Genomic DNA, 25,368 nt, shown 5'->3' with positions numbered 1-25,368 from the left:
TATGCATAAATCATATTTTCAACTGAGCCTGCTAGTCGGGCTCAGTGTTATTTCTCATGCTGTTTTTTCTGCACAGCAAACTACCTCATATATAGCGATTCATTCCAAGCCTAAATATTTAGGAATGATGGCTATGCCATATGCAAATCCTAATGCACCTAAAGGTGGCTTGTTAAGTCAGGCGGCTCAAGGAACTTTTGATAACCTCAATAGTATGAATGGTAAGGGGAATGCGACAGAAGGCGTTAATTATCTTTTTGATACTTTAATGACCCAATCGCTAGATGAGGTCGGGGTTTTATATCCTCTTTTGGCAGAGAAAGTTACGTATGACCCAGAAAAAACGCAGTCTGTTACTTTCTATTTAAACTCTAAGGCTCGTTTTAGTAATGGACAGCCAGTAACTGCGGCAGATGTTAAATTTAGCTTTGATGCATATCAGAGTAAGTCCAATTTAGGTTTGCAGATGTACCTTGCTGATTTGGCAAAAACAGAAGTAATAAATGCCCATCAAGTAAAGTTTAGTTTTAAGTCTACGCATAATCCTAAAATGCCTTTTATTTTGGCAACCTTACCGATTTATTCAAAAACAGATTGGCAAAAAAGAGATTTTAGCCGAATTACTCTACAACCAATTGTTGGCTCGGGACCTTATGTGATTGAACGAGTTGATGCAGGTAGAAGCATTAGTTATAAAAGAAATCCGAATTACTGGGCAAAAGATTTGCCTATTAATAAGGGGCGCTATAATTTTGATCGTTTAAAATATGTTTATTATCGAAATTGGGATATTGCTTTTGAAGGGTTTAAATCTGGGCAATACACCTTGCATGAAGAAACTAACCCCAAAAAATGGGTAACAGATTATCGTTTTCCGGCAGTAAAAACAGGGTTAGTTACTCAATATAAGTTCCGTCACCATAACCCAATTGCAACTGAAAGTTATGTCTTTAACACACGACGAAAACCCTTAAATGATATTCGTTTTAGACAAGCCTTAACCTATGCCTATGACTTTGAATGGCAGAATAAAGCTTTGTTTTATGGTCAAGATCAACGTCTTCAAAGTTATTTTGAAAATAGCGAATTAGCAGCAACAGGTCGACCTTCAAAAACTGAATTGGCAATATTGAAACCATTGCTGCCTAAGTTATCTCCAATAATGCAAAAGGGTGTCTTAGCAGATTGGAAATACCCAGTGTCGGATGCGAGTGGATTTAACCGTCAAAATTTATTAATTGCACGACAATTGCTTATACAGGCTGGTTATAAAGTTAAAGATGAACAGTTGTTGACGCCTGAAGGTAAAAAAGTTCAGCTTGAGTTTTTAATTCAACAAGATGGCAAACAACGAACACTCATGCCTTTTGTCCGTAATCTTAAAAAACTCGGTGTTCAGGTTAATTTACGTCAAGTCGACGCTCCTCAATATTTAGAGCGCACCCGCCGTTACGACTTTGATATGACCACCATGAATTTGCCGCAATCTCTCAATCCGGGCAATGAGCAGACTCAGTTTTGGGGGAGCATCGCAGCAGCGCAGGATGGAAATTACAATTATGCGGGTATTCGCAACCCCGTAATTGATCAAGTGATTTCAAAACTTGTTGCGAGTAAGAGCCGTGACCAACAGATTATTTATACTCGTATTCTCGATCGATTACTGAGGGCTGGTTATTATCAAATTCCGACCTATGGTAAAGGTGAAAACTGGTATGCTTATTGGAATATGTATCAACAACCTAAAACTAAACCAGCACTTTCGTCTGGAATAGATTATTGGTGGAGTGATGCAAACAAGGCCAAAAAAGTTGCCAAATATTTACATCAACAATAAAAAGCACCTGCCATAAAGGAAATCCTGTTATATGGGTTCATATATTCTCAAGCGACTTCTTTTAATGATTCCCACATTGTTTGTCATTTTATTGATTAACTTTGTGGTTGTGCAAATTGCACCGGGTGGGCCAGTTGAGCAAGCAATACATCAAGCTGAAGGTGATTTGGGAATTGGACGTGCATTAAGTGCAGACACTTATTATCAAGGTGCTCAAGGATTAAGCCCTGAAATGGTTGAACAAATTAAGGCGCAGTATGGCTTTGATAGATCTGCTCCTGAACGCTTTTTCCTCATGTTAAAAGGCTATTTAACTTTAGATTTTGGACAGAGTTTTTTTAAAGATAAACCAGTCGTGCAATTGCTGTGGGACAAAATGCCTGTTTCTATTTCGCTTGGGCTGGTAAGTACTTTTCTGATTTATTTAATTTCTATTCCGCTTGGTATTAAGAAGGCAAGACAGCAAGGTTCATGGTTTGATCGCTCCACTTCGTTAGTACTTGTGGTGGGATATGCCGTACCAAGTTTTGTATTCGCTATTTTGCTTGTGGTTTTTTTTGCAGGCGGATCTTATTTTCAATGGTTTCCATTACAAAATCTTGTGTCAGATAATTTTCATCAATTCAGTCTTTGGGGCAAAGTTACCGACTATTTATGGCATATGACTTTGCCACTTATTACGATGGTATTAGGCGGTTTTGCCAGTTTAACGTATTTAACCAAATATTCGTTTTTAGAAGAACTCAATAAACCCTATGTTTTAGCTGCTTATGCAAAAGGATTGAATAGCCAGCAAGTCTTATATAAGCATGTATTTCGTAATGCTATTTTAGTCGTGCTCGCAGGGCTGCCAGAAGTGTTAGCGGGTATTTTCTTTGTAGGTAATCTCTTTGTAGAAATTATTTTTCATTTAGATGGTGTGGGTTTATTGGGCTTTGAAGCCATTGTCCAGCGGGACTATCCAGTTATTTTTGGCGTCTTATTTTTCTTTACTTTATTTAGTCTAATTTTACGTCTCATTTGTGATGTGCTGTACCAATGGATTGATCCTCGGGTTCACTTTGACGCACAAGGAGGCAAATAATGTCTTTGATTGTGCGGACACGGTTACAACGTTTTAGACAGCATAAGTTGGGTTGGACCAGCTTTATTTTATTTAGTCTAATTTTGATTTTGTCATTAGCTGCGGAATTGATTGCTAACGATAAACCCTTATTGGTGAAATATGAAGATTCTTACTATTTGCCTGTGTTTAAGACATATCCAGAAACGACGTTTGGTGGCGTGTTTGAAACAGAAGCAGATTACAAAGATCCGGCTGTGCAAGAACTTATTCATGCTCAAGGATGGGCAGTCTGGCCACTTATTAAATTTTCATATCAAACTCCCAATTTAGATTTAGCAGTTCCTGTGCCATCACCACCCTCCAAGCAGAACTGGTTAGGAACTGATGATCAGGGAAGAGATGTTTTTGCCCGTATTCTTTATGGTTTAAGAGTATCTTTACTTTTTGGTTTGGCCTTAACCTTTTGTTCCGCTTTGTTTGGCATTACTGTGGGCGCCATTCAAGGTTACTATGGCGGTTGGGTAGATTTATTGGGACAACGTTTGGTTGAAGTCTGGAATGGCTTGCCCATGCTTTTTATGGTCATGATTTTGGTCAGCATGTTTGTACCCAATGTATATTGGCTATTTTTCATTATGTTATTTTTTGGCTGGACAGTTTTAGTGGGGATTGTCAGGGCAGAATTTTTAAAAGCTCGCCAGCTTGATTATGTTCGTGCAGCCCAAGTTTTGGGAGTGACTGATCGCGTTATTATTTTTAAGCATATTTTGCCGAATGCAATCAGTTCGAGCTTGTCCCAATTACCATTTATTTTAACAACTAATATTAGTGCCTTAACTGCTCTTGATTTTTTAGGCTATGGTTTACCACCCGATGCAGCATCGTTAGGGGAGTTATTGCTCCAAGGTAAAAATAATTTAGATGCACCATGGCTAGCGATTTCAGGTTTTTTTAGTCTGGCTATTGTTCTTTCACTTTTAATTTATATTGGGGAGGCTGCTCGTGATGCTTTTGACCCAAGAAAATAATATAAATGTTACTCCTGCATTGTTGAAGGTTGAACATCTTTCTATTCAAACGCTAAATCAAAAGATTTTGTTAGAAGACCTTAATATGCAGCTTAGTGAAGGGGAAACACTGGCTATTGTTGGGGAAAGTGGCTCAGGTAAATCACTTAGCTGTTTAGCAATCATGGGATTACTGCAAGAAAAATTAGAAATAACAGGTCGCGTTTGGATTGGCTCCCAAAATATTCTTGAGTTAGATGAAAAAGCTCAATCCAATGTGCGTGGTCGACAAATTGCAATGATTTTTCAAGAACCTGCCACGGCTTTAAATCCACTGCATCAGGTTGAAAAGATTGTAGGTGAAAACCTTGTTTTATTAGGTTTGAGTAAACAGGATGTTCGACAACAAGTCATTGAGTTACTCACAGATGTCGGAATTAGTGAGCCAGAACAGATTTTAAAACGCTATCCACATGAGCTTTCTGGCGGTCAACGACAACGTGTCATGATTGCCATGACATTGGCACTGCAACCCAAAATTTTGATTGCTGATGAGCCGACTACAGCACTTGATGTAATTTTACAGATCCAGATTTTAGAACTCTTAAAATCTTTACAATCAAAATATGGAATGGCACTTATTTTAATTAGCCATGACTTAAATTTGGTACGTCAATATGCCGATGAGCTGGTTGTATTGCAAAGTGGGCGTGTTGTAGAGCAAGGTGAGCTTGGTCAGATTTTTGAAAATCCTAAGACCGCTTATACACAGCAATTATTAGAACATGATTTTGGAAATGCAGAACCTTTTGAAATCGAAAAGAATGTATTGTCAGTTCAACAACTCAGCGTGCAATTCCCAATTAGAAAAGGTATTTTTAATCGCGTTCAGGGCTATGTGACTGCAATAGAAGGTTTGAGTTTTGATCTTGCTGAAGGTGAATCACTTGGAGTTGTTGGGGAGAGTGGCGCTGGAAAGTCATCTTTGGCTCTGGCTTTAGTGCGGCTCATTAAAAGTGAAGGGCGGATTAATTTTTTAGGACAAGATTTGAATCAGTTGGCTCCCAAAGCTTTACGTTTGGCGAGATCTGATTTCCAACTTGTATTCCAAGATCCGTTTGGTAGTTTGAACCCCCGAATGACAGTTGGGCAGATTATTGCTGAAGGTTTAAAAGTAAAAGAAGTATTGAACACCCAAATTCAAGAACAAGTTAAATCGGTTCTTAATAAGGTTGAACTGCCTGAAGATTTTCAACATCGTTACCCACATGAACTCTCAGGAGGACAGCGTCAACGTGTTGCTTTGGCAAGAGCTTTAGTGGTTCAGCCTAAACTTTTAATTTTGGATGAACTGACTTCTGCATTAGACCGAACTACACAAAAAGCCATTATTAAGCTTTTACGACAATTACAGAAAACTGAATATTTGAGCTATATCTTTATTAGCCATGATCTAAATATAGTCAAATCGTTGTGCCATAAAGTCATGGTATTGCGCCATGCAAAAGTTGTTGAATATCAGAAAACTGAACTGTTGTTTTCTAAGCCTAAAACTGAATATACAAGACAATTAATTAAAGCAAACTTTTAAAATAAATCATTAATCAATTGTTTTTAAATGGAATAATTTATTTTTGATTTTTATGCAAAAAGTTGCATATTTTTATATTCTTTAAAATTGACATATGCTATTGTCAGTTATCGATTATGACTTGACATGCCCTATAACTCATCTAAATTAGAGTAATTGCTCTAAAAACTAAAAAGAGATTAACCATGAACCAGATTGCTCAACCCATCACAATTCGCAATACCACATTCAAAAACCGAATTATTAAAGGTGCAATGAGTGAGGCGCTTGCAAATTATGAAGGTCAACCAAATGACTTACATTTAGGCTTATATGGGGCATGGGCAAAAGGTGGGCTTGGCTGTGCAATCACAGGTAACGTCATGGTCAATGTGGGCGCAAAAAATGAACCCGGTGTTGTTGTTATTGAAACCGAACGGGATTTAGAGCGCTTAAAAGAGTGGGCAGCATTAGGTAAAAAATATGGAATGGTGCAGTTAATCCAATTGTCCCACCCAGGACGTCAGTGTCCAAAAGGATTAAATAAAGAGACTGTCGCACCATCAGCAGTACCATTTAGCCCAGCTTTAGCGACTATGTTTGGAACGCCACGTGAATTAACTCATGATGAAATTCTAGATATCATTAATCGATTTGCAACCGCTGCTCGTATTTGTGAAAAAGCAGGTTTTGAAGGGGTGCAATTACACGGTGCGCATGGTTATTTGATTAGTCAATTCTTATCGCCTTTAACGAATAAGCGTACCGACCAATGGGGTGGTTCAGTTGAAAACCGTACTCGTTTTTTATTAGAAGTTTATAAAGCTGTACGTGAAGCAACTTCCGAGAATTTTATCATTTCAGTCAAGCTGAACTCTGCCGATTTCCAACGTGGTGGAATTACTGAAGAAGATGTAATTTCAGTGTTTAAAGCGATCGATGAAGCTGGCATTGATTTGATTGAGATTTCAGGCGGCACCTATGAAGCACCTGCCATGGCTGGGGCTAAAGCTGACAAGCGCAAGACAAGTACAATTGCGCGTGAAGCTTATTTCTTAGATTTTGCTGAAAAGATCCGCCAACACGTTAAATGTAAACTCATGGTGACAGGTGGATTCCGTACTGTAGAGGGGATGAATGCAGCACTCGCAAGTGGGGCTTGTGATTTTATTGGTATTGCGCGTCCGCTTGCAGTTGAGACTGATTTAACAGACCGTTTAATTGCAGGGCAGGACGTACGCTACGCAGTAAAACCAATTAAAACAGGCCTACCTTTTGTCGATAAAATGGCAATTATGGAAATTATTTGGTATGCCGCTCAATTTAAGACAATTGGTAAAGGCAAAAAGCCAAATCCAAAACTTTCACCACTAGTCGTCTTTTTTAATTATGCCAAAGGCAATATTAAAGCTGTGGTAAAAGGTCGCGTGAATTCACGTAAATCTGCGTAAATTAATTACCATGCAATAGTCCAGTAAGCGTTAAATGTAGAAGCAGACCATTGACCTTTAATTAAAGCATTCTTAAAGGCAGGTCTGTTTTCTATTTGGGCAAGATAACGTTGTATATGTTTAAACTGACTGTAATTTTGTGAGCAAGCCAGTAATGGAAACCACATCAAAATATCAGCAATAGTAAACTGATCTCCAGCAAACCATAAGTGGCGCTCTAAGTGTTTATCAATCATGTTCATTTGTCGTTGTAATGATTGATTGAGATAGCCTCGATCAAATCCATATTTTAAAAGTTTAGGAATGAAACGGATTGGAAAAGGTGTACGTTGTACAATTTGGTGAAAGATTTGTTTGAGTACCAAATCGGGAATGAATGTCGCCTCACAATAATTTTTCCAATAATAAAAATTTTGGAGATGCTGGCTTAATAAATTGTTCTGTCCCAATTGGGGATGTAAATGAGATAAGTAATCTAAGATTGCTGAGGTTTCAGCTAAGATTGAAATCTCTCCTTGTTCAATGATTTCGATAGTAGGAAATTTTGATAATTGGTGAGGTGAGTTTTTATTTTCGTCTACGTCTGAATGATATTTAATAATCAGGTCATAATTGAGTCCTAATTCTTCTAAAAACCAAATAATGCGTTGAGAGCGTGAATTTTGTAGATGAAATAATCGAATTTGCATGTCATGTTCAAATTATAGTTTTGATCTACTCTTAGTATAGGACAGAAGATAACTTAAGTATAATAAAGTATTTATAAATCAAAAGATTATATTTTTTATGATAGAAAATCAATAAAAAGCCACTGCCTTAAAATGCAGTGGCTTTTTAGAGTTTGATATCCTTATGGGATTAGAACTTGGGTTATCGCCGTGAAAGGATTTTTATATTTTCAAGTTAGAACGTATAGCTCATACCAAACTGAACAGTACGTGGTTCGCCCGGATATGCATATAAATTGAAAGCACTTTCATCATAAACTTTGTCAAAAATATTCTTCAAATCTAAATTAAGACGAAGTTTTGGCGTTGCTTGATAGTAAGAAACTAAGTCGGTAACCGCATAACCTTTCATGGTGTAAGTACTATTGGCTGTTTGTCCTGCGCGCTTATCAATATATTTTTGATTAACCCCTAGACCTAGACCTTGTAAAGCTCCATCCTGAAATTCATAAATATTTAAAAGGTTGAAACTATTCTTTGGAATATTGGCTAAAGCGGTTCCTTTTTGCAAAGTATTGTCTTTAGTCACTTCAGCATCTGTATAGGCGTATCCACCAATAATTTTCCAAGCAGGCGTAATTTGCCCTGCAATATTTAGCTCAATACCACGACTACGAACTTCACCAGCAGAAACCTTATAGGCTGAATCAATAGGATCGATAGTTAATACATTTTCTTTTTCAGCATAAAAAATAGCAGAGTCAACTGATAGCATATTCTCTAGCGCTTGCCATTTAAAACCTAACTCGTAAGCGATGCCTTCTTCAGGGTCAAAACCTTCTCCATTGCGGCTAGCGCCAGTGTTTGGCTTAAATGATTTTGCAGCATTACTGTAGATTGAAAGATCATCACGGGCTTTAAAGACTAACCCTAAACGAGGAATAAAGGCATCATGACTAGTATTCCAGTTTGCAGTATTTGGTAATAGGTTTTTATAGTCATGCTCATAGTGCTCAAAGCGTAAACCCAATAAAGCAGTTAAACGTTCATTTAAATCGATTTGGTCTTGTACAAAAACGGCTGTTGTTTTTAAATTTTCACGATCATGGGTGGTCACACGATTAAGTTCAGGTAGAGGTTGTCCTAAAACAGGATCATTAATATTAATAGGGTAGCTACCGATATCTCCACTTGAGCGAATAATATATGACTTGTAATCATAGTTTTCATATTCAAGCCCAGTCACTAAGGTATGTGCTAAACCTAAAAGTTGGAAATTACCTGTTAGGTTAATTTGTGCATCAGTGTCTTGCCATTTTAATTCGCGGTAGTTGTAATTTCGGCCTAAAGTTTCGCCGTCATTTTGAATGCCATTTGCCTCTACCGCATAGCCATATAATTTGCCATTTAAGTATTGCACACCCGCATTGAGCTTCCAGTCATTTCCAAGGTCATGTTCGACTCGTAATTGAGTCATATTGTTATCATTGTAGAGTCGGTTGCTGTATTTACCTGTTTCCCATAAATAGGTTTCTGGTGAACTATTAAGAGACTTCTGTGCAGGATAACGCGTATGCCCACGGTCAAGCGGATGCTGGTTGCGTAAAATATCGGCTTCAAAAGTGACTTTAGTTGCATCAGTCGCTTGCCATTGAATGACTGGCGTAATTCCATAACGTTTGGATTCGACATGGTCACGATAACTATCACCACCTTCTGCAATTACATTTAGGCGATAACCGATATTTTCTGCATTTGGAATGGTGCCTGTGGTGTCTACAGTGGTGCGGTATAAACCTTCACTGTTAAGCTGAGCACCTAAAGTAGTTTGTTGCTCAGACTTCGGTATTTTAGAAATTAAGTTAAACGTACCACCAGGATCACCACGGCCATATAAGCTAGAAGAGGGGCCACGTAAAACGTCTATACGTTCAATTGTGTTGCTATCTGGTGCATTTGGATAACCACGGTTAATTGGGAATCCGTTACGATAAAATTCACCACTGGTGAAACCACGAAGGTTAAAACCAGTTAAGCCTTGACCACCAAAGTTATTAGCACGCCCAACACCACCAGCTAAATCAAGTGCTTCAATTAAGCGTGTCGCACCGATATCTTCAATCACCTTTTGGGTTACAACACTCACCGATTGTGGCGTATCTTTTAATGCAATTTCACTACGTGTTGCGCTACTCGAGCTACCGACTTTGTAAGTTTGGTCAGATGCTTGTTGAGCTTTAATTTTAATCGTCGCAAGAGTCGTTGAAGAATTATCTGTTTCTGCAAAAGCAGTTGATAAACAGCAGATTTGAGCAATGCTCAGGGAGAGGAGGCGAAGCTTAAGATCCATTTAAAACCTATTTGATAATAAATATCAGTATGAAAATAAGAATTATTATATTGTAAAACTATGTAAAGGAAATACTGGATCAGTGATATTTAAATACAAATGTATTTTATTTGAAAATAAGAGGGGTTAAAAAATAAATAGAATGTTAAGAAACTAAAAAGAAATTTTATAAGAATAGAATAATGGCGTCCCTACGGGGATTCGAACCCCGGTTACCGCCGTGAAAGGGCGATGTCCTAGGCCTCTAGACGATAGGGACGTTGAGGATGGCGGTATCTTATGAAGCCGCCACCAAACTGTCAAGTAGGTAAGGAGACAGTTTGTTCAAAATATAGCAAAACAGTTCAGCAGTTTTCTGAGTATCGTATAAAGCAGAGTGTGCTTCTTTACCATCGAACTCAATTCCAGCTTGAATACAGGCTTTGGCAAGGACAGTTTGTCCAAACATAACAGCACTTAAAGTAACCGTATCCATGACTGAAAAACTATGAAATGGGTTCTGGTTTTTTGTGCTTGTACGAGCAATCGCTGCTTGAACAAAGCCAAGATCAAAATGAGCGTTGTGGCCGACCAACACTGCATGGGTACAATGTTGTTGTTTACGAACTTCATTTACCGATTTAAAAATACGACGCAATGCAGTCCGTTCATCTTCAGCCATTGCCATACGCATTGGATTGAATGGATCAATACCAATAAAGTCTAGCGAACGGCGGTCGAGGTTAGCCCCTTCGAACGGGTTAATATGCGCATGAAATGCTGGACCAGGGACAAATTGCCCCTGAGCATCATACACAATTGGAATGCACGCAATTTCTAGCAATGCATCTGTCTGGGCATTAAAACCTGCCGTTTCAACGTCAACAACAACAGGTAAGAAGCCACGAAAACGTTGGCCAATGACCGGGACAGAGGTTTCTTGTGTCACACTTTTCTCCATTGCAGCGTTTTCCCGGCATGCAGCGGGATAATTTTTTGATCATCTAAATAATCAAAAGATTCTGGTACAAGATTATCTTCTTTTACCAAGGTAATAGTAGAAGTATTACGTGGTAGACCGTAAAAGTCTGCGCCAAAATGGCTTGCAAAGCCTTCTAAGCGTTCTAATTTGCCTACTTGGTCAAATGCTTGAGCATAAAGTTCAATTGCATTTGGTGCACTATAACAGCCCGCACAGCCACACGCATTTTCTTTTGCATCTTGCGAGTGAGGCGCACTGTCTGTACCTAAGAAAAATTTAGGATTACCACTCGTTGCAACTTCAAGCAAAGTTGTTTGGTGTGTTTGGCGCTTTAAAATTGGTAAACAATAGAAATGCGGTTTAATACCACCGACCAGCATGTCGTTACGGTTAAATAATAAATGCTGAGGCGTGATTGTTGCAGCAACATTACGGTCATGTTCTAAAACAAAATGAGCCGCATCGCTTGTGGTAATGTGCTCAAGTACCACTTTAAGTTTTGGAAACTGTTTTAAAAGCGGGTTGAGTACTTCATCAAGGAAACGTTTTTCACGGTCAAAAATATCGACATGGTTATGAGTTACTTCACCATGAAGTAGTAACGGAACTTGATGTTCTTCTAATTGCTCAATAACTGCATAAACCTTACGAATGTCACTTACACCGTTATCAGAGTTGGTGGTCGCGCCAGCTGGATAAAGTTTAATTGCATTGACATGTCCAGATTCTTTAATTTTACGAACTTCGTCTGGTGAGGTGAAGTCAGTAAAATAAAGCACCATACGTGGGTCAAAATTGAGACCCTCGGGAACATGAGCAAGAATACGTTCACGGTAAGCCAATGCTTCTTCCACTGTTTTTACTGGCGGAACAAGGTTTGGCATACAGATCGCACGAGCAAACTGTTTAGCCAAATCAGGTACGGTACGTTTTAATGCTAAACCATCACGTAAATGTGCATGCCAATCATCTGGCTGGAGCAGGGTAATAGAGTCCAAGGCAGTTCAAACTTCGAAATAAAACAAATGATAATCGATAAAGTGTGAAAATGGTAACGAGAATTACGGACAAATGGCAAAATAAAGCGCAAGAGGCGTTAAAAAATAATGTTATATTTTGTTAATGTGTAAGAGGCAGGAAACGGGTAGTGGTAAATAGGGGAAATGTACATGAATTACTTAAAGCAAAAGAAGAAATAGAATATCTGGTAACTTTACATACCCATCGTTATGCCAATACACCTTTGCCTCATCAATTAGAAAAAAAATTCTGGTGTTTAAATCTTGAGCGAACAAAACAAAATATCTCAAAATTTTTAGCAAGTGGTGTTCTAACCTATCTCATTTTTATTTTGCTTGCGCTACCTACAGACTATTTGGTGATAGGTGTACCTTACATAACTTGGGATTTTATTTACTGCATATTAAGTGCAATTAATATTGCAGGTGCGCTACTGTTATTTTGGGTTTTTGCCAAGTTTAAAAAACTCTCTGAATATTTTTATATTGCTGCGTGTGGGATTGTATTTTTTACCATTATTGTCAATGCAATGTTGCTTCTTAGTGTAGGAAATATCGCTCTTAAAAATCAGTCGATGTTACTACTTTCTTTTTTATATATGCTTGGCTTTATCTTGAGCGGTATAAAGCCTTTACATATGCTTTATGTCGGTTTGATCGCCGCAATTTTTGTTTTTTCTCTATTGATTTTATTGCAAGCAAATTGTGATTATATTGCTTTGGGAAGAGCACTGTTTGGGAGCTGTATTTTAGGTTTTTCCATTAGTACGATGCTCACGTCTAGAGAAAGAAGCCTTTTTTTAAATAATCAGCTTGCTGAGCTTAACGAACAGATTTTACGTATTGAGGCATCTGAGCTGCTTCATTTAAGTCAGCAAGATGCACTCACTAAAATTTCTAATCGACGCACTTTCGATGAGATGTTCGACTTTTTTTACTATCGGGCAAAGCAAGAACAACGTCCATTGGCAGTTTTATTTATTGATATCGATTTTTTTAAAAACTATAACGATTTTTATGGGCACCAGATGGGGGACAAAGTCATCTCATCTATTGCCTCTGCAATTAAAAATTCGATTCGTCATGTTGATTTTGTTGCCCGTTATGGAGGAGAAGAGTTTGTCGTTCTTTTACCAAAAACGCCGGCTCAAGGTGCATATGCTGTGGCTGCCAATATTTATAAAGCTATAGAGCGACAAGCGATTCCTCATGCTGCATCATTAGTTTCTAAGCATGTGACCATTAGTTTAGGTTTTACTGTTTACACAGAAGGCTTAAGAGTAACTCAGGAAAATTTAATTCATGCTGCCGATCAAGCTTTATATCGGGCTAAGGAACTTGGACGTAACCAGATTTATTATCAGCCTTTGCAGTTACCAGAAATTGCTTAAGCTCAAACGTTTAAAATAAAAAAGCCACCTTTGTAGGTGGCTTTTTTATGAGCTAAGAAAAATTATTTTTTCTTGCTATCGAGTTGTGGCACCGCAGAACCTTGACCGATTGAAAGCAAACCAGCATCTGTATAGATCTCAAGTTTTGCACGTGTATCGGTAATGTCGAGGTTACGCATAGTCAACTGACCAATACGGTCCATAGGCGAGAACATTGAATCGCCTTTTTCCATTGTTAAACGTTCAGCTTCGTACGTTAAGTTTGGAGATTCAGTGTTCATGATGGTGTAGTCATTACCACGACGAAGTTCAAGCGTAACTTCACCAGTAACAGCTTTAGCAACCCAACGCTGTGCAGTTTCACGCAACATCAGTGCTTGAGAGTCGAACCAACGACCTTGGTAAAGTAAACGACCTAAACGTAAACCGTTAATGCGGTATTGTTCGATCGTATCTTCGTTGTGAATACCAGTAACCAAACGCTCATAAGCAATATGAAGAAGAGCCATACCCGGTGCTTCATAAATACCACGAGATTTTGCTTCGATAATACGGTTTTCGATTTGGTCAGACATACCTAGACCATGACGGCCACCAATACGGTTTGCTTCAAGAATAAGCTCAACCGGATTGTCAAAAGTTTGACCGTTCAATGCAACAGGCACACCTTCTTCAAAGCGTACAGTCACTTCTTCTGGCTTGATTTCAACTTCATCTTTCCAGAAAGCAACGCCCATAATTGGGTCAACGATTTTGATACCAGCATTTAAGTATTCAAGATCTTTTGCTTCGTGAGTTGCACCCAACATGTTTGAGTCAGTTGAATATGCTTTTTCTTTTGACATTTTATAGTCAAAACCGTTGTCGATCAGGAACTGTGACATTTCAGCACGACCACCGAGTTCATCGATGAAGTTTTGATCTAACCAAGGCTTGTAAATTTTAAGATTCGGGTTGGTCAACAAACCATAACGATAGAAACGTTCAATATCGTTACCTTTATAAGTTGAGCCGTCACCCCAGATGTTTACGTCATCTTCTTTCATTGCAGTAACTAACATAGTACCTGTTACTGCACGACCCAATGGAGTCGTATTGAAATAAGGAACACCACCTGTACTGATATGGAATGCACCACACTGAATTGCAGCAATACCTTCGAGCGCAAGTTGTAAGCGGCAGTCAATTAAGCGAGCTTTTACAGCGCCGTATTGTTCTGCTTTCTTTGGAATTGCATCGTAGTCATCTTCATCAGGCTGGCCTAAGTTTGCAGTGTATGCATAAGGCTCTGCGCCTTTTTGTTTCATCCACAATAGAGCAGCTGAAGTGTCTAGGCCTCCGGAGAAGGCAATCCCAACTTTTTTGCCTACTGGTACATGCTGCAAGATAGTTGCATTATCAGTCATTGCTAATCCTAACATTTATAAAAAAGACCCCGTGTAGGTGGTCTCGAGAATTCTGAATGGCGGCTATTGTAGCACTATTCATGGTGCTTTTTTTGGCAAAAAAAGCATTAATTCACTCGTTGTGATATGAAGTTTTAATTTGATAAAAAATCTAAGCGTATTTATAGAATGATAAGAGGTGAACGAAGTATTGTTGTCTAAATAAGAAAAGACTTTTAATGACTTAAAAAGAAAATAGGATGAAATATGAAGTGTCATCATTCTTGGCGTGATTATGTAGTTTTTATTATATAAATTGGAGAAAGAACCAGATTTCATTAGTGTAATTAAATAAAACCAATACGATTGGTTTTTATGGATTGACCATAAGCTCCAATAAATTTCTTTACTGGGTCATCCAAAAGCGGAAAAAAAGTATTAAAGTACTATGCAACAAGTTGCAAAAAACTATTGGGACGCAGCATGACAAGTTACGCCAATCTATTAAAACCATTACATTTAGGCTTTACCACTATTAAAAACCGTGTGGTGATGGGATCCATGCATACGGGCTTAGAAGATCGTTTCTATAATTACCCAAAACTAGCTGCTTATTTTGAAGAGCGTGCCAAAGGTGGGGTTGGCCTGATTGTGACTGGTGGTATTTCACCGAACCGTCAAGGATGGTTAGCACCTGCTGGTGGAACCATGAACAGTCTATTTGATGTTCCTCAGCACCGTCTGGTAACGCATGCTGTTCATAAACATGGCTCTAAAATCTTAATGCAAATCTTGCATGCAGGACGATATGGTTACCAACCGTTCGTTGTGTCTTCAACAGCCATTAAATCTCCAATTTCGCCATTTAAACCACGCCAGCTTTCTGAAAAAAATATTCTTAGCACAATTGAAGATTATGCACAGTGCGCCGACATTGCCAAAAAAGCAGGTTATGACGGTGTCGAAATTATGGGTTCTGAAGGTTATTTAATTAACCAGTTTTTAAGTAGCCACGTAAACCAACGTACTGATCGTTGGGGCGGTGAAATTGAAAACCGTATGCGTTTTCCGGTCGAGATTGTTAAGGCTATTCGTGCAAAAGTTGGCGAGAAATTTATTATTTGTTTCCGCTTGTCTTTACTCGACCTTGTGCACGATGGTAATACCATGCAAGAAGTCGTGATTGTTGCCAAAGCTCTAGAAAAGGCAGGTGTAACTTTATTAAATACCGGCATTGGCTGGCATGAAGCCCGTGTTCCGACCATTGTAACGTCTGTGCCTCGCGCAGCTTTTGTCGATTACACGGCTCATGTAAAACAACATATTTCTATTCCGATTATTGCGTCGAACCGTATTAACATGCCTGAAACTGCTGAAGAAATTTTGGCAAGTGGTAAAGCAGATATGGTTCAAATGGCACGTCCATTATTGGCTGATGCTTTTTGGGTAAATAAAACTGCGACTAACCGTGTTGATGAAATTAATACCTGTATTGCTTGTAACCAAGCGTGTTTAGACCATGCTTTTAAAAATAAGCGAGTGTCTTGTTTAGTGAACCCGCGTGCAGGCCATGAAACTGAACTGGTGTATTTAAAAACCAAGCAGCCTAAACGTATTGCAGTTGTCGGTGGCGGGGTTGCGGGAATGTCAGCAGCGACAGTTGCGGCGAGCCGTGGTCATGCGGTCACTTTATTTGAAGCGACTTTAGATGTGGGTGGGCAGTTCAACTTTGCCAAGGTAGTGCCGGGTAAAGAAGAGTTTCACGAAACGATTCGCTACTTTAAAGTCCAACTCGAAAAAACTGGGGTGGATGTACGTTTAAATACTCGCGTGAACCGTGAGCAACTTGAACGTGAAGGTTTTGATGAAGTCATTGTTGCAACAGGTGTAATCCCTCGTGCATTAAAAATTGAAGGAAGCAATGCACCACAAGTTCTTTCTTATGCTCAGGTTTTAAAAGGGGCAGAAGTTGGGCAAAAAGTTGCAGTGATTGGTGCTGGTGGTATTGGTTTTGATGTGTCTGAGTTTTTACTTAAACCTCCACATCAACCACAGCCTCAACCTTTAGCAGATTGGCAACGTGAATGGGGGATAGACCCAAATCCTGACTATATTTCTGAGGGAGGCATACAACCTGCTCAGATTGAACCTCCAGTTCGCCAGATTTATTTACTGCAACGTAAGACTACGCCATTAGGAATTGGTCTTGGCAAGACTTCAGGTTGGGTACACCGTGCACAGCTTAAAAAGCATGGAGTGCGTATGCTCCGTGGTGTGCAATATAAAGCAGTCACTGATGAAGGGCTTTGGATTGAGCATAATGGTCAAGACCAGCTTTTACGTGTCGATACGATTGTGGTATGTGCAGGTCAAGAGTCGGTAAAAGACTTGATGCCAAAAGAAGGTGAGTCGACTATAGCGAACTACTACATTATTGGTGGTGCAAAGCTCGCAGCGGAGCTAGATGCGAAGCGTGCGATCAAAGAAGGAGCAGAATTGGCTGCTCGATTGTAATATTTGATGAAACAATACGCACTTGAACACAAAGCGATGATATTTTTCTTGAATAAAATGAATAAGCTTTGTATTCTTACGCACATGGAAGCGTGGCAGAGCGGTTTAATGCACCGGTCTTGAAAACCGACGAGGGTGTGAGTCCTCCGTGAGTTCGAATCTCACCGCTTCCGCCAAATTCGAAAAGCCCCTGTTAAAAGCAGGGGCTTTTTTTATGTGTATGTTTTTTAGTACTTAGAAACTCATATAAAAATTTGGATTGGAATAGTCAAAATAAGAATAATTCAGATGGCTTTGGGTAATAGATAAATTTAGTTTAAGTTGAACTCTTACAGAGCAAATCCTTGTGTAAATGTACTGTACACCTACTTTTTGATCTTGTTCTTATTGTTTATAGTCATGATGATTTTTTTATTGAGGTTATTCATATTGTTATGTGATAAAAGAATAGTGCAGGTTAGTTTCTATATTTAATATTTACAATATATTATTACGGATAATTTTCGTAAGTATATTTACCAATAGGAAAGTTCCATTTTTTTAAATATCTAGTATAGCTACAGTAATTTTCATAACTAGATAATTGAACTTCTATACCCATATTATCATTCTCACATCGATATATTGCCCAAGCCATCTTTCCTGAACTATCTATTTTTAATTTAACAAGTTTTGCTTTGTTGAAACAATTTTCTCCTGGAATAATTAAAGGTGCTTCTCCATTTTTATCTGGAGTGAATATTTTTAATTTTTCAGCTTCTTGTAATACTTCTTTTAGTTCTGGATATTTAGAAGTGGAAAAAATAGTAGGCATACAATTTCTACCAGGGCCTCCATTTTTAGCTTTTATCATGGTATCCCCCCAATTTGTAACATATTTTGAAGGGCTTATATCTTTTTGTGTAGATATGCTGTCACTAAAAATAATGAAAAATATAAAAGACAACAAAAGTAAAATTAAGAGAATATATTTCATATTTTTTCCATAATAGATAAATGTGTTTCTAATTATTCTCTAAGAATAATTAGAAACACTTATTTAAAATTTATTTTTTCCAGAAGCCTACAGAATCAAAATTGTAAATTCTTCCATATTTCATAGGCATTTCTCCTGTTGAATAAGAAGATGAGGCATCTCTCCATTGGATTCTATTTCCATTAATATCAGTATAATTGGTAGGTAAACTTCCTCCAAATTTAATAAACTTATTCTGCGAGGAATTCCCATCTATTTTCCAACTATAGAAATCATCAAGTATTTTTACTTGGCCATGTACTTTAAATGAACCATTTTCATATTTTGTGACTTCTCCACTGATTGTCCCTGCTAGTCTACCCATCGGCCATGTACCAAGTCGTATTGAATTAATATAATTTCCATTAAAACTAAAGTTTTTATCAATTGAGAAGGGAGTTGATACGCCATAAGGAATTCCTTTTAAAACATTAGCAAATGATTTGCCCCTAAAGCACTATTATTTAATTGAGTTCCTATATCTATGACTCTATCTAATCCCCAAGCCATTGGGTCTACAATATAAGTGCCAGAACCGAAATTAAATTGTCTCTGAATAGCTAGTGCTGACTGATCTGCTGAGAAATTCATTAATGGTTGTCCCCACGATCCACTACAATAGGGATCATTTGTACATAGACCAGTAGAATCAACATTACTAACGGGGTTCCCACCTGTATAAATATAAGGATTCAATCCACCTTCTAAACCAATCCGGTCAGGTTCTACATAACGACCTAATACCGGGTTATAGAACCGGTTATGGTTGTAGTGCTGTTTGGTGACTTCATCGTAGTATTGACCCGGTAAGCGAAGGTTAAACTTCACAGTTTGAACACTTGGAAGACTCACACCAAACGCAGTTGAGTCCCACGCCCAAACAGTAGTTGTACCATCAGCAGGTTTATCACCTAACCAAACATATTCAACTAGTGGTACACCATCCACGCTGTATTCGCCAATCAGGTGACTGTTTTCGTCATAAACGAACTGAACAGCATTGGCTTTCCATACTGAACCATTAGCGGCATATCCACGAATAGTACGTTCGTTTTTATGGTTATAAGTCATGTAGTACTGAGGAGCAGTTGCAGCACCACCAGTAGTTTTATCTTCACGACGGTTACCAGCATTGTAATAAGTAATACTAAAAACATTGGTGGTTTCATTAACATGGGTTTCTGTTAATGGGCGATCTACATAATTAGAGCTTGAAATTAAAAAAATGAGGTGGAAAAGCAGTAAAGTGGATAATTCCTTTTACTGCTTTGTCTTGAGGCTTATTTAACAATATTGATTAAAATAATTAAATATTGTTAATAAGGATTATGTTTGTAGAAGATCTAAAAATGGTTCTTCTACAGTAAAAGTACCAATAAAGTTTCCATCCTTATCTATAAACTCAACTTCATATGCAATCTTATTAGTACTTGTGTAAACAATTAAGATTGTGCCAATACTACCTATAGGAAGTGAATTTAGATTCTTTATTGTTTTTACAACTTGATATTCTTCATATTTAGGACTTCTCATTTTTTTGTCGGTACTCCAGTTACTAATCGTATAACACCATCATTATTTTTTATCCAACCAAAAGTAACATTAATGGTTCGTCCATTAGCACCAGTAATAGGAATAGTTTGATTATATTTTATACCAAACTGTGTTACATCCGTTTGGATAGCTGTTTTAGGGTTAAATTTTACTTGTTTGGCTAAATCATCCATGTTTTTTGTGGTAAATCCTAATGCTGATTCGAACCATCTCGCTTTACTTCCACCAATAGGATGGTCCATGTTTAATAGATATTTTTCCAGTTTTTCATTAACACTTAATCGTGTTAGCTTTGATGCACGCCATGAAATCCATGATATTTCAAGTCCTCTTAGTATCGGAGGCATAGGGGCAAAATTAGATAGAATGCCTAATGTGGTAAAATCTGCAGCTGTTTCTGCTGGTATTGGTAAATAATTTTGCTGATCTCTAATTTGCTCATATAGTTGAATTTCTTGAGGAGTCCCTCCCACAGGTAACAGCCCAGATGAGTCTACACTATTAACAGGATCACCTTTAGTATAAATATAAGGATTCAATCCACCTTCAATACCAACTGGATCTGGTTCTACATAACGGCCTAACACAGGGTTATAGAAACGGTTATGGTTATAGTGCTGTTTAGTCACTTCATCGTAGTATTGACCCGGGAAGCGAAGGTTAAACTTCACAGTCTGAACACTTGGTAGACCAACACCGAATGCAGTTGAATCCCACGCCCAAACGGTAGTTGTACCATCAGCAGCATCAATTAAACGTCGTGGTGTGTTTTGAGCATCGGTTGCAATCCAGTAAGTTTTTGCTGTAGTACCAGAGCCATAGATCGCGGCAACAGGTTTATCACCTAACCATACATATTCAACTAGTGGTACACCATCAACATTGTATTCACCAATCAGGTGACTGTTTTCATCATAAACGAATTGAACAGCATTTGTTTTCCATGCAGTACTATTGGCAGTATAACCACGAACTGTACGTTCGTTTTTATGGTTATAGGTCATGTAGTACTGAGGAGCCGTTGCAGCACCACTGGTGGTTTTATCTTCACGACGGTTACCGGCGTAGTCATAAGTTGGCGTAAAACCACCATAGATCAATTCGGCATTAGCTGTATGTGTTGCCGCAGCACCAGCGATAGTTGCCAGTTTATTACCCGTGTAGGTATAAGCAACACTAGCCTGAGGTTGTTGGTGTGTACCAGTTGCAGCAAGGCTTAAACGGTTACCGTTCTTGTCATAGGTATAGGTAATACCAAAGACACTAGTGGTACCATTTAAACGAGATTCGGTCAGCAGGCGGTCAGCATTACTGTAAGTAAAACTGTCAACCAGCCCGTTGTTACGGGTGATCTTACTTACACGGCCATCATTATCAAAAGTATAAGTCAGGCTATAGTTGACAACACTAGAGTTGTTTTTATTGCTAATCGACTGAATCACACCATTTTTAACAGCATCATAAGCCCATGTGTAGCTTGCAGCGCCTGCACCCCAGTTCCAGCCTGTCATCTGACCGCCAGCATCATAGGTAATGGCACGGATAAGAGCAGCACCGTCTAAAGTGATATTGGTCAGCAGGTTTTTCTTGGTTGCGTCGTAGGTATAAGCGAGCTTACGGCCAGAAGGTAGGGTAAGGGTGCTTAACTTGTCACCAATGGTGTAGGCATATGCTACAGCCAAAGTTGGTTTGGTTCCTGTCCAAGTCGTAATGGTTTTATTGGTTTGAGATTTACCAACAATACGGTCATAAGCATCATAGCTATAAACAGTATCTACACCATAAGCAGTATCACTTGAAGTCACCTTATCTAAACGGCCAAAACGGGTTTGGTCATAACCAAAGGTGAGATTGCTGAGTAATGTAGCCGGTGTAGTGGTTGCTGAGTTGGTACAAGCGGTTTGTCCAATACGCTCCAAGGCATCGATACTAGTATTATCACATTTACGAGTACCATAAAGAGATTGGGTCAGCAGGTCTGCTTCATTGTAGGTATAAGCTTTAGTACCATAATCGGTATTGATTTCTTTGGTTAAGACTTTACCATTACGATAAGAATAAGGATCGGTTCCAGCAGCCAAGGCATCTTTAGCAGTTAAGGTATTGTCTTGTAAATCGTACGTTTTAGTATCGATATTACCTAGACCATCAGTATGAGAGGTTACACGGTTTAATGGATCATAAGCCCATTTTTCGATAATACCCAAAGCAGAAGCTGTCTGAGTTAGATTTCCATTAAGGTCATAGGTATTATTTACCCAATTTTTAGCTGTATCAGTACCACTGCCTGTTTTAAGTGGACGTCCGTTAGCATCTAGAGTTGTAGAGCTTTGAGTGAAAATGGTAGCGCCCGTACTATCTGTCAGTTTTTCAGAGGCGGTTACACCATTACCATGATAGGTTTTATTAACTAAGCTTCCATCAGGTAAAGTAGTTTTAGTCACTCGACCAGCTACATCGTAGACATAAGTAGTTTTTTCACCATCAGGATTGGTTTCAGAGCTTAGACGTTTAAGTGCATCATAGGTATAAGTTGTAGTTTTACCAGTAATGGTTGTTGTGGCAGTACCGGTTCCAGTAGTTTTACTTGCGACAGTACCATCAGCATTATAAACAAATTTATCGACTAAGCCCGTAGGGTAGACAATACGTTCAGGCTGGCCAAGGGAGTTATAACCGACATAACTGGTGGTACGGGTTACAGCATTGACTACCTGAGCTTCGGAAGCTTTATTACCATAAGCATCGTAAGTATAAGTGACTTTGTCGGTTGTACCAGTACGAGGTCCATCAACGGTTGAGAGTAACCCATTCGCTAAATAGGTGTAATCAGTTGCTTTAGATGTACTGTCTGCTTGAGACGAGGTAAGAACAGATTTCGTGATCTGCCCAATAGTATTAAGCGTATTGGTTTGAGTAATATTGCCACGTTGAATAGTACTTGGTATATCAAAAGCTGTCGTGTAGGTTGCAGTCGTTGTTCGAGCGCCTGTAGAACCACTTGCTTCAACAAGCGAAGTTAATCGATTATTAACATCAAACGCTAATGTAGTTTTATTGCCAATTTTATCAATAACCTCACTTAATCTTCTAATTTTTTTTGAGAATGTAAGGCTTTTTACTGGTTTGCCATTATAGCTTAAACAAGGAAATGCACTGGTTGATGTATAAAACTGACGATTTGAACCATCAGTACTTGTTGATAACGTAAAAGCCTCTGTTGCTACTGTTGAGGTAGATGGATGAGGACCAGAAAGCGTAAGTGTACCTCCATCAGCATTTTCAACAAATTTAAGAGAGGAATAATCTAAAGCTTTGTCAGTGTAACTAGCAATAGTATCTGCGGTAACCTCCCAATTGAAAAGTGCCTGAGTTGCTTTAGAATATTTGGACAAAATAGGCATGGTTACACCAAAAATTGTCTTTGCGGAATCGTAGTACATACCTTTATGTACATAGTCAGTATAAGTATAATCTTCTGTACCATTTGCAGTGGATACTACTTTAACTAATTTTGAAAGATTACGATCATTACCATTCCAATGTACATTTTGTATTTCATAACTATATGTTGCAGTTTGCGGATTAACTGTATTAGGTGATGACTCTACGCTTGTGATAGAACCTTGCAACTGTTGGGCTAATGGGGATGTATCCGAGCCTGTCATATTGCTGCGATTAATTTTTAAACTATTTCCGCGATTATCTGAAACACCTGTGATTAAGTACCCAGCTACAGCACCAGAACGAGAAACTGGTGTATACGTCATGGTAATAATTTTGCCATCTGGATATTTAATTTGAGTTGCTTGGAAGCTTTGCAGGAAACCACGTGTTCCTGATAGGGCTTGGAATGTAATCTCAGTTCCATTGATATTTAAAGTAATTGTTAAATTATTATCAGTGAACTTATATTCAGTGTCTGTCGTAATTGGTACAAGACTCGTGTTCGACATTCGTATTGAGCCATCACTTTGTTTGGCAAAGGTCATAGGAAGACCACCACCAGGCATATTTAGTGTATAGGCTTGGGTTCCGACGGTAGTTAATCTGAAGTCATAATTATGGCTCCACCCCATACCCATTAATGCTCGAACTTCTAGATAAGAGTTTCCAAAAATAGTATCTATAGATTTGGCTTCACTTGATCGATAGCTCGGGTCAAAACCAAGTTGTAAAGCAGTTTCATAAGTACGAATGAAAGGTAGGGGACCTTGAATATCTGTACTACCTGTGGTGATCTGGCGAGAAATAGCATTAATGCCAGGAGTGCATGACTGTACATTTTGAGCTTGTGCTGTTAATGCAGTAAGACCATAACGTTCATCTTGATATGCTGCATTTACTTGAAATGCAGAAAACAAGAAAGATGTTGCTAGCATGTGCCGCATAAGTTTATTAATTTTCATTTGCATATATTGGTTACCAAACTTTTTTAAATTTCATTATGGCTTAGTTAATGTGGTAATAAATTACCCAAAAATATAATATACATGTCGTTCTGTATTTTTATATTTTTATAAATTTTTCAGATGAATGGTAAAGTCAATTTTGGAATTTTTACTCATTATATTTGTATATAGTTTGGTCAAATTATTCTTAGTCCACCATAACTTTCGTTGTGCGTATAGAAGGATCTGCACCTACTTTTTTCTATTCTTAGAGAGGTGAAGATTAACTTTTTTATCTTCTAGTTTAGATTATGTACTCATCAATCAATTGACTGTTTTCATCGTAAACGAATTGAACAGCATTAGTTTTCCACACTGAACCCATTAGCGGCATATCCACGAACAGTACGTTCGTTCTTATGGTTATAAGTCATATAGTACTGAGGCATAGTAACAATAATATATTACAAAAGAACCTTGATAGTTTTTATCAAGGCTCTTTGTATGATCTTAAAGGTAATAAGATTTAATTTATTGTAATGCAGTTAAAAAGTTCTTAATACTATTACTTAATTCAAACGTTATTTTTTTATCGATATCAAGATATGAAACAGCGCCTGAGCTATGGCGGATAATATAATTTCCAAGATGATCTTCAGCAATAGCGCGAATCTCTTTTCCTGTCCACCAATCTAATTGTAACTGCCCGCCGTAACCCAAGCCTATGCGCGGATATATTTTGACTATAATAATATCTACTCCTCTAGATTTATCTTTAAAAATATGCTTCTGTTCAAGATTTTTAATTGATCTTTGAACTAAATCATCAAGTGACATCGCCTAATTCCTTTAATTAAAATTTTGGAGAAATAGTATTGCAGTACTGTCCAGAAGATAGACATTCATGTTGTCGAATATCTTCGGGTTAAGCCCTAAGTCCAGATTAAGATTGTATCAAACAAAAAGGATGGCTTATTAATAAACCATCCTTGTATATGTAATTAACTTTTAAAATAACCAATGGATAATATATTTGGTTTATTTTTATCATAATTTGTTAAATTGTTTTTGGCGATTTTTATGACTTTATAAAAATCTTCTAATGAGAATTTAATATCTATTTCATTAGGAATAGCTCTTAAATCTAAAAGAAAATCTATCTCAATATTCTCAATGCCATTTTCTCGAT

Annotated in this window: 18 protein-coding genes and 2 tRNA genes; 8 read left to right on the top strand and 12 right to left on the bottom strand. The window is 38.0% G+C overall.

Annotation, left to right across the window (positions count from 1 at the left end):
- The first annotated feature begins 1 nt into the window (after nt 1).
- The 5 genes from ACB088_RS11000 (at nt 2) to ACB088_RS10980 (ending at nt 6,931) form a co-directional block, all read left to right on the top strand.
- The gene (locus ACB088_RS11000; RefSeq protein WP_375036972.1) at nt 2–1,837 is read left to right on the top strand and encodes an extracellular solute-binding protein; all 1,836 of its coding nucleotides are present in this window, start codon (nt 2–4) and stop codon (nt 1,835–1,837) included.
- 31 nt (nt 1,838–1,868) lie between these two features.
- Nucleotides 1,869–2,921, top strand: a complete 1,053-nt coding sequence (locus tag ACB088_RS10995) for a microcin C ABC transporter permease YejB (RefSeq protein WP_375036971.1) — start codon at nt 1,869–1,871, stop codon at nt 2,919–2,921.
- On the top strand, nt 2,921–3,931 hold the full coding sequence (locus tag ACB088_RS10990; RefSeq protein ID WP_045434482.1) for an ABC transporter permease: 1,011 nt from the start codon (nt 2,921–2,923) through the stop codon (nt 3,929–3,931). The genes ACB088_RS10995 and ACB088_RS10990 overlap by 1 nt, the downstream gene beginning before the upstream one ends.
- Nucleotides 3,906–5,501 (top strand): ABC transporter ATP-binding protein, encoded by a 1,596-nt coding sequence (locus ACB088_RS10985; protein ID WP_375036970.1) that lies wholly within the window; start codon nt 3,906–3,908, stop codon nt 5,499–5,501. Before ACB088_RS10990 ends, ACB088_RS10985 begins: the two co-directional genes overlap by 26 nt.
- 185 nt (nt 5,502–5,686) lie before the next feature.
- Complete coding sequence (locus ACB088_RS10980) at nt 5,687–6,931, top strand: NADH:flavin oxidoreductase/NADH oxidase family protein (protein WP_004641875.1); 1,245 nt, start codon at nt 5,687–5,689, stop codon at nt 6,929–6,931.
- 5 nt (nt 6,932–6,936) lie between these two features.
- On the opposite strand, the gene ACB088_RS10975 is transcribed toward ACB088_RS10980, so the two are convergent.
- The 5 genes from ACB088_RS10975 to pyrC all read right to left on the bottom strand — a co-directional run bounded on the left by ACB088_RS10975 (nt 6,937) and on the right by pyrC (nt 11,908).
- Entirely contained in the window at nt 6,937–7,620 is a 684-nt protein-coding gene (locus ACB088_RS10975; RefSeq protein WP_375036969.1) for a glutathione binding-like protein, read from the bottom strand.
- Nucleotides 7,621–7,834: 214 nt separating this feature from the next.
- Nucleotides 7,835–9,949, bottom strand: coding sequence for a TonB-dependent siderophore receptor (locus ACB088_RS10970; protein ID WP_375036968.1), 2,115 nt, complete (start codon nt 9,947–9,949; stop codon nt 7,835–7,837).
- A gap of 183 nt (nt 9,950–10,132) precedes the next feature.
- Nucleotides 10,133–10,208: transfer RNA gene (locus ACB088_RS10965), tRNA-Glu, on the bottom strand.
- 18 nt (nt 10,209–10,226) lie between these two features.
- Complete coding sequence (gene rnt / locus ACB088_RS10960) at nt 10,227–10,889, bottom strand: ribonuclease T (RefSeq protein ID WP_003652803.1); 663 nt, start codon at nt 10,887–10,889, stop codon at nt 10,227–10,229.
- Nucleotides 10,874–11,908: a dihydroorotase gene (gene pyrC / locus ACB088_RS10955; RefSeq protein ID WP_003652801.1), complete on the bottom strand. Its 1,035-nt coding sequence runs from the start codon at nt 11,906–11,908 to the stop codon at nt 10,874–10,876. The genes rnt and pyrC overlap by 16 nt, the downstream gene beginning before the upstream one ends.
- 149 nt (nt 11,909–12,057) lie before the next feature.
- On the opposite strand from pyrC, the gene ACB088_RS10950 reads away from it, so the two are divergent.
- Entirely contained in the window at nt 12,058–13,320 is a 1,263-nt protein-coding gene (locus ACB088_RS10950) for a GGDEF domain-containing protein (RefSeq protein WP_375036967.1), read from the top strand.
- 62 nt (nt 13,321–13,382) lie between these two features.
- Here the strand turns inward: ACB088_RS10950 and argG are convergent, their stop codons facing one another.
- Nucleotides 13,383–14,741, bottom strand: coding sequence for an argininosuccinate synthase (gene argG, locus ACB088_RS10945; RefSeq protein ID WP_080595329.1), 1,359 nt, complete (start codon nt 14,739–14,741; stop codon nt 13,383–13,385).
- 447 nt (nt 14,742–15,188) lie between these two features.
- Between argG and ACB088_RS10940 the strand changes: the two genes are divergently transcribed.
- Together ACB088_RS10940 and ACB088_RS10935 are read left to right on the top strand one after the other, a co-directional pair.
- Nucleotides 15,189–17,219: an FAD-dependent oxidoreductase gene (locus tag ACB088_RS10940; RefSeq protein ID WP_375036966.1), complete on the top strand. Its 2,031-nt coding sequence runs from the start codon at nt 15,189–15,191 to the stop codon at nt 17,217–17,219.
- Nucleotides 17,220–17,305: 86 nt separating this feature from the next.
- A tRNA-Ser gene (locus ACB088_RS10935) sits at nt 17,306–17,395 on the top strand.
- Nucleotides 17,396–17,709: 314 nt separating this feature from the next.
- Here ACB088_RS10935 and ACB088_RS10930 read toward each other — a convergent pair.
- The 6 genes from ACB088_RS10930 to ACB088_RS10905 form a co-directional block, all read right to left on the bottom strand.
- Entirely contained in the window at nt 17,710–18,195 is a 486-nt protein-coding gene (locus ACB088_RS10930) for a hypothetical protein (protein WP_375036965.1), read from the bottom strand.
- Nucleotides 18,196–18,265: 70 nt separating this feature from the next.
- The gene (locus tag ACB088_RS10925) at nt 18,266–18,559 is read right to left on the bottom strand and encodes a hypothetical protein (RefSeq protein ID WP_375036964.1); all 294 of its coding nucleotides are present in this window, start codon (nt 18,557–18,559) and stop codon (nt 18,266–18,268) included.
- Nucleotides 18,560–18,657: 98 nt separating this feature from the next.
- Entirely contained in the window at nt 18,658–19,305 is a 648-nt protein-coding gene (locus tag ACB088_RS10920; protein WP_375036963.1) for an RHS repeat-associated core domain-containing protein, read from the bottom strand.
- A 255-nt stretch (nt 19,306–19,560) separates the two neighbouring features.
- The gene (locus tag ACB088_RS10915) at nt 19,561–19,767 is read right to left on the bottom strand and encodes a DUF4926 domain-containing protein (protein WP_375036962.1); all 207 of its coding nucleotides are present in this window, start codon (nt 19,765–19,767) and stop codon (nt 19,561–19,563) included.
- Complete coding sequence (locus tag ACB088_RS10910; RefSeq protein WP_375036961.1) at nt 19,764–24,203, bottom strand: RHS repeat-associated core domain-containing protein; 4,440 nt, start codon at nt 24,201–24,203, stop codon at nt 19,764–19,766. The genes ACB088_RS10915 and ACB088_RS10910 overlap by 4 nt, the downstream gene beginning before the upstream one ends.
- 507 nt (nt 24,204–24,710) lie before the next feature.
- Nucleotides 24,711–25,016, bottom strand: a complete 306-nt coding sequence (locus ACB088_RS10905) for a hypothetical protein (RefSeq protein ID WP_068935489.1) — start codon at nt 25,014–25,016, stop codon at nt 24,711–24,713.
- Nucleotides 25,017–25,368: the final 352 nt, after the last annotated feature.

Origin of the sequence: Acinetobacter sp. RW6, assembly GCF_041956835.1 — a bacterium.
Lineage (GTDB): Bacteria > Pseudomonadota > Gammaproteobacteria > Pseudomonadales > Moraxellaceae > Acinetobacter > Acinetobacter calcoaceticus.
This window is presented reverse-complemented; position numbering and strand designations above follow the sequence as displayed.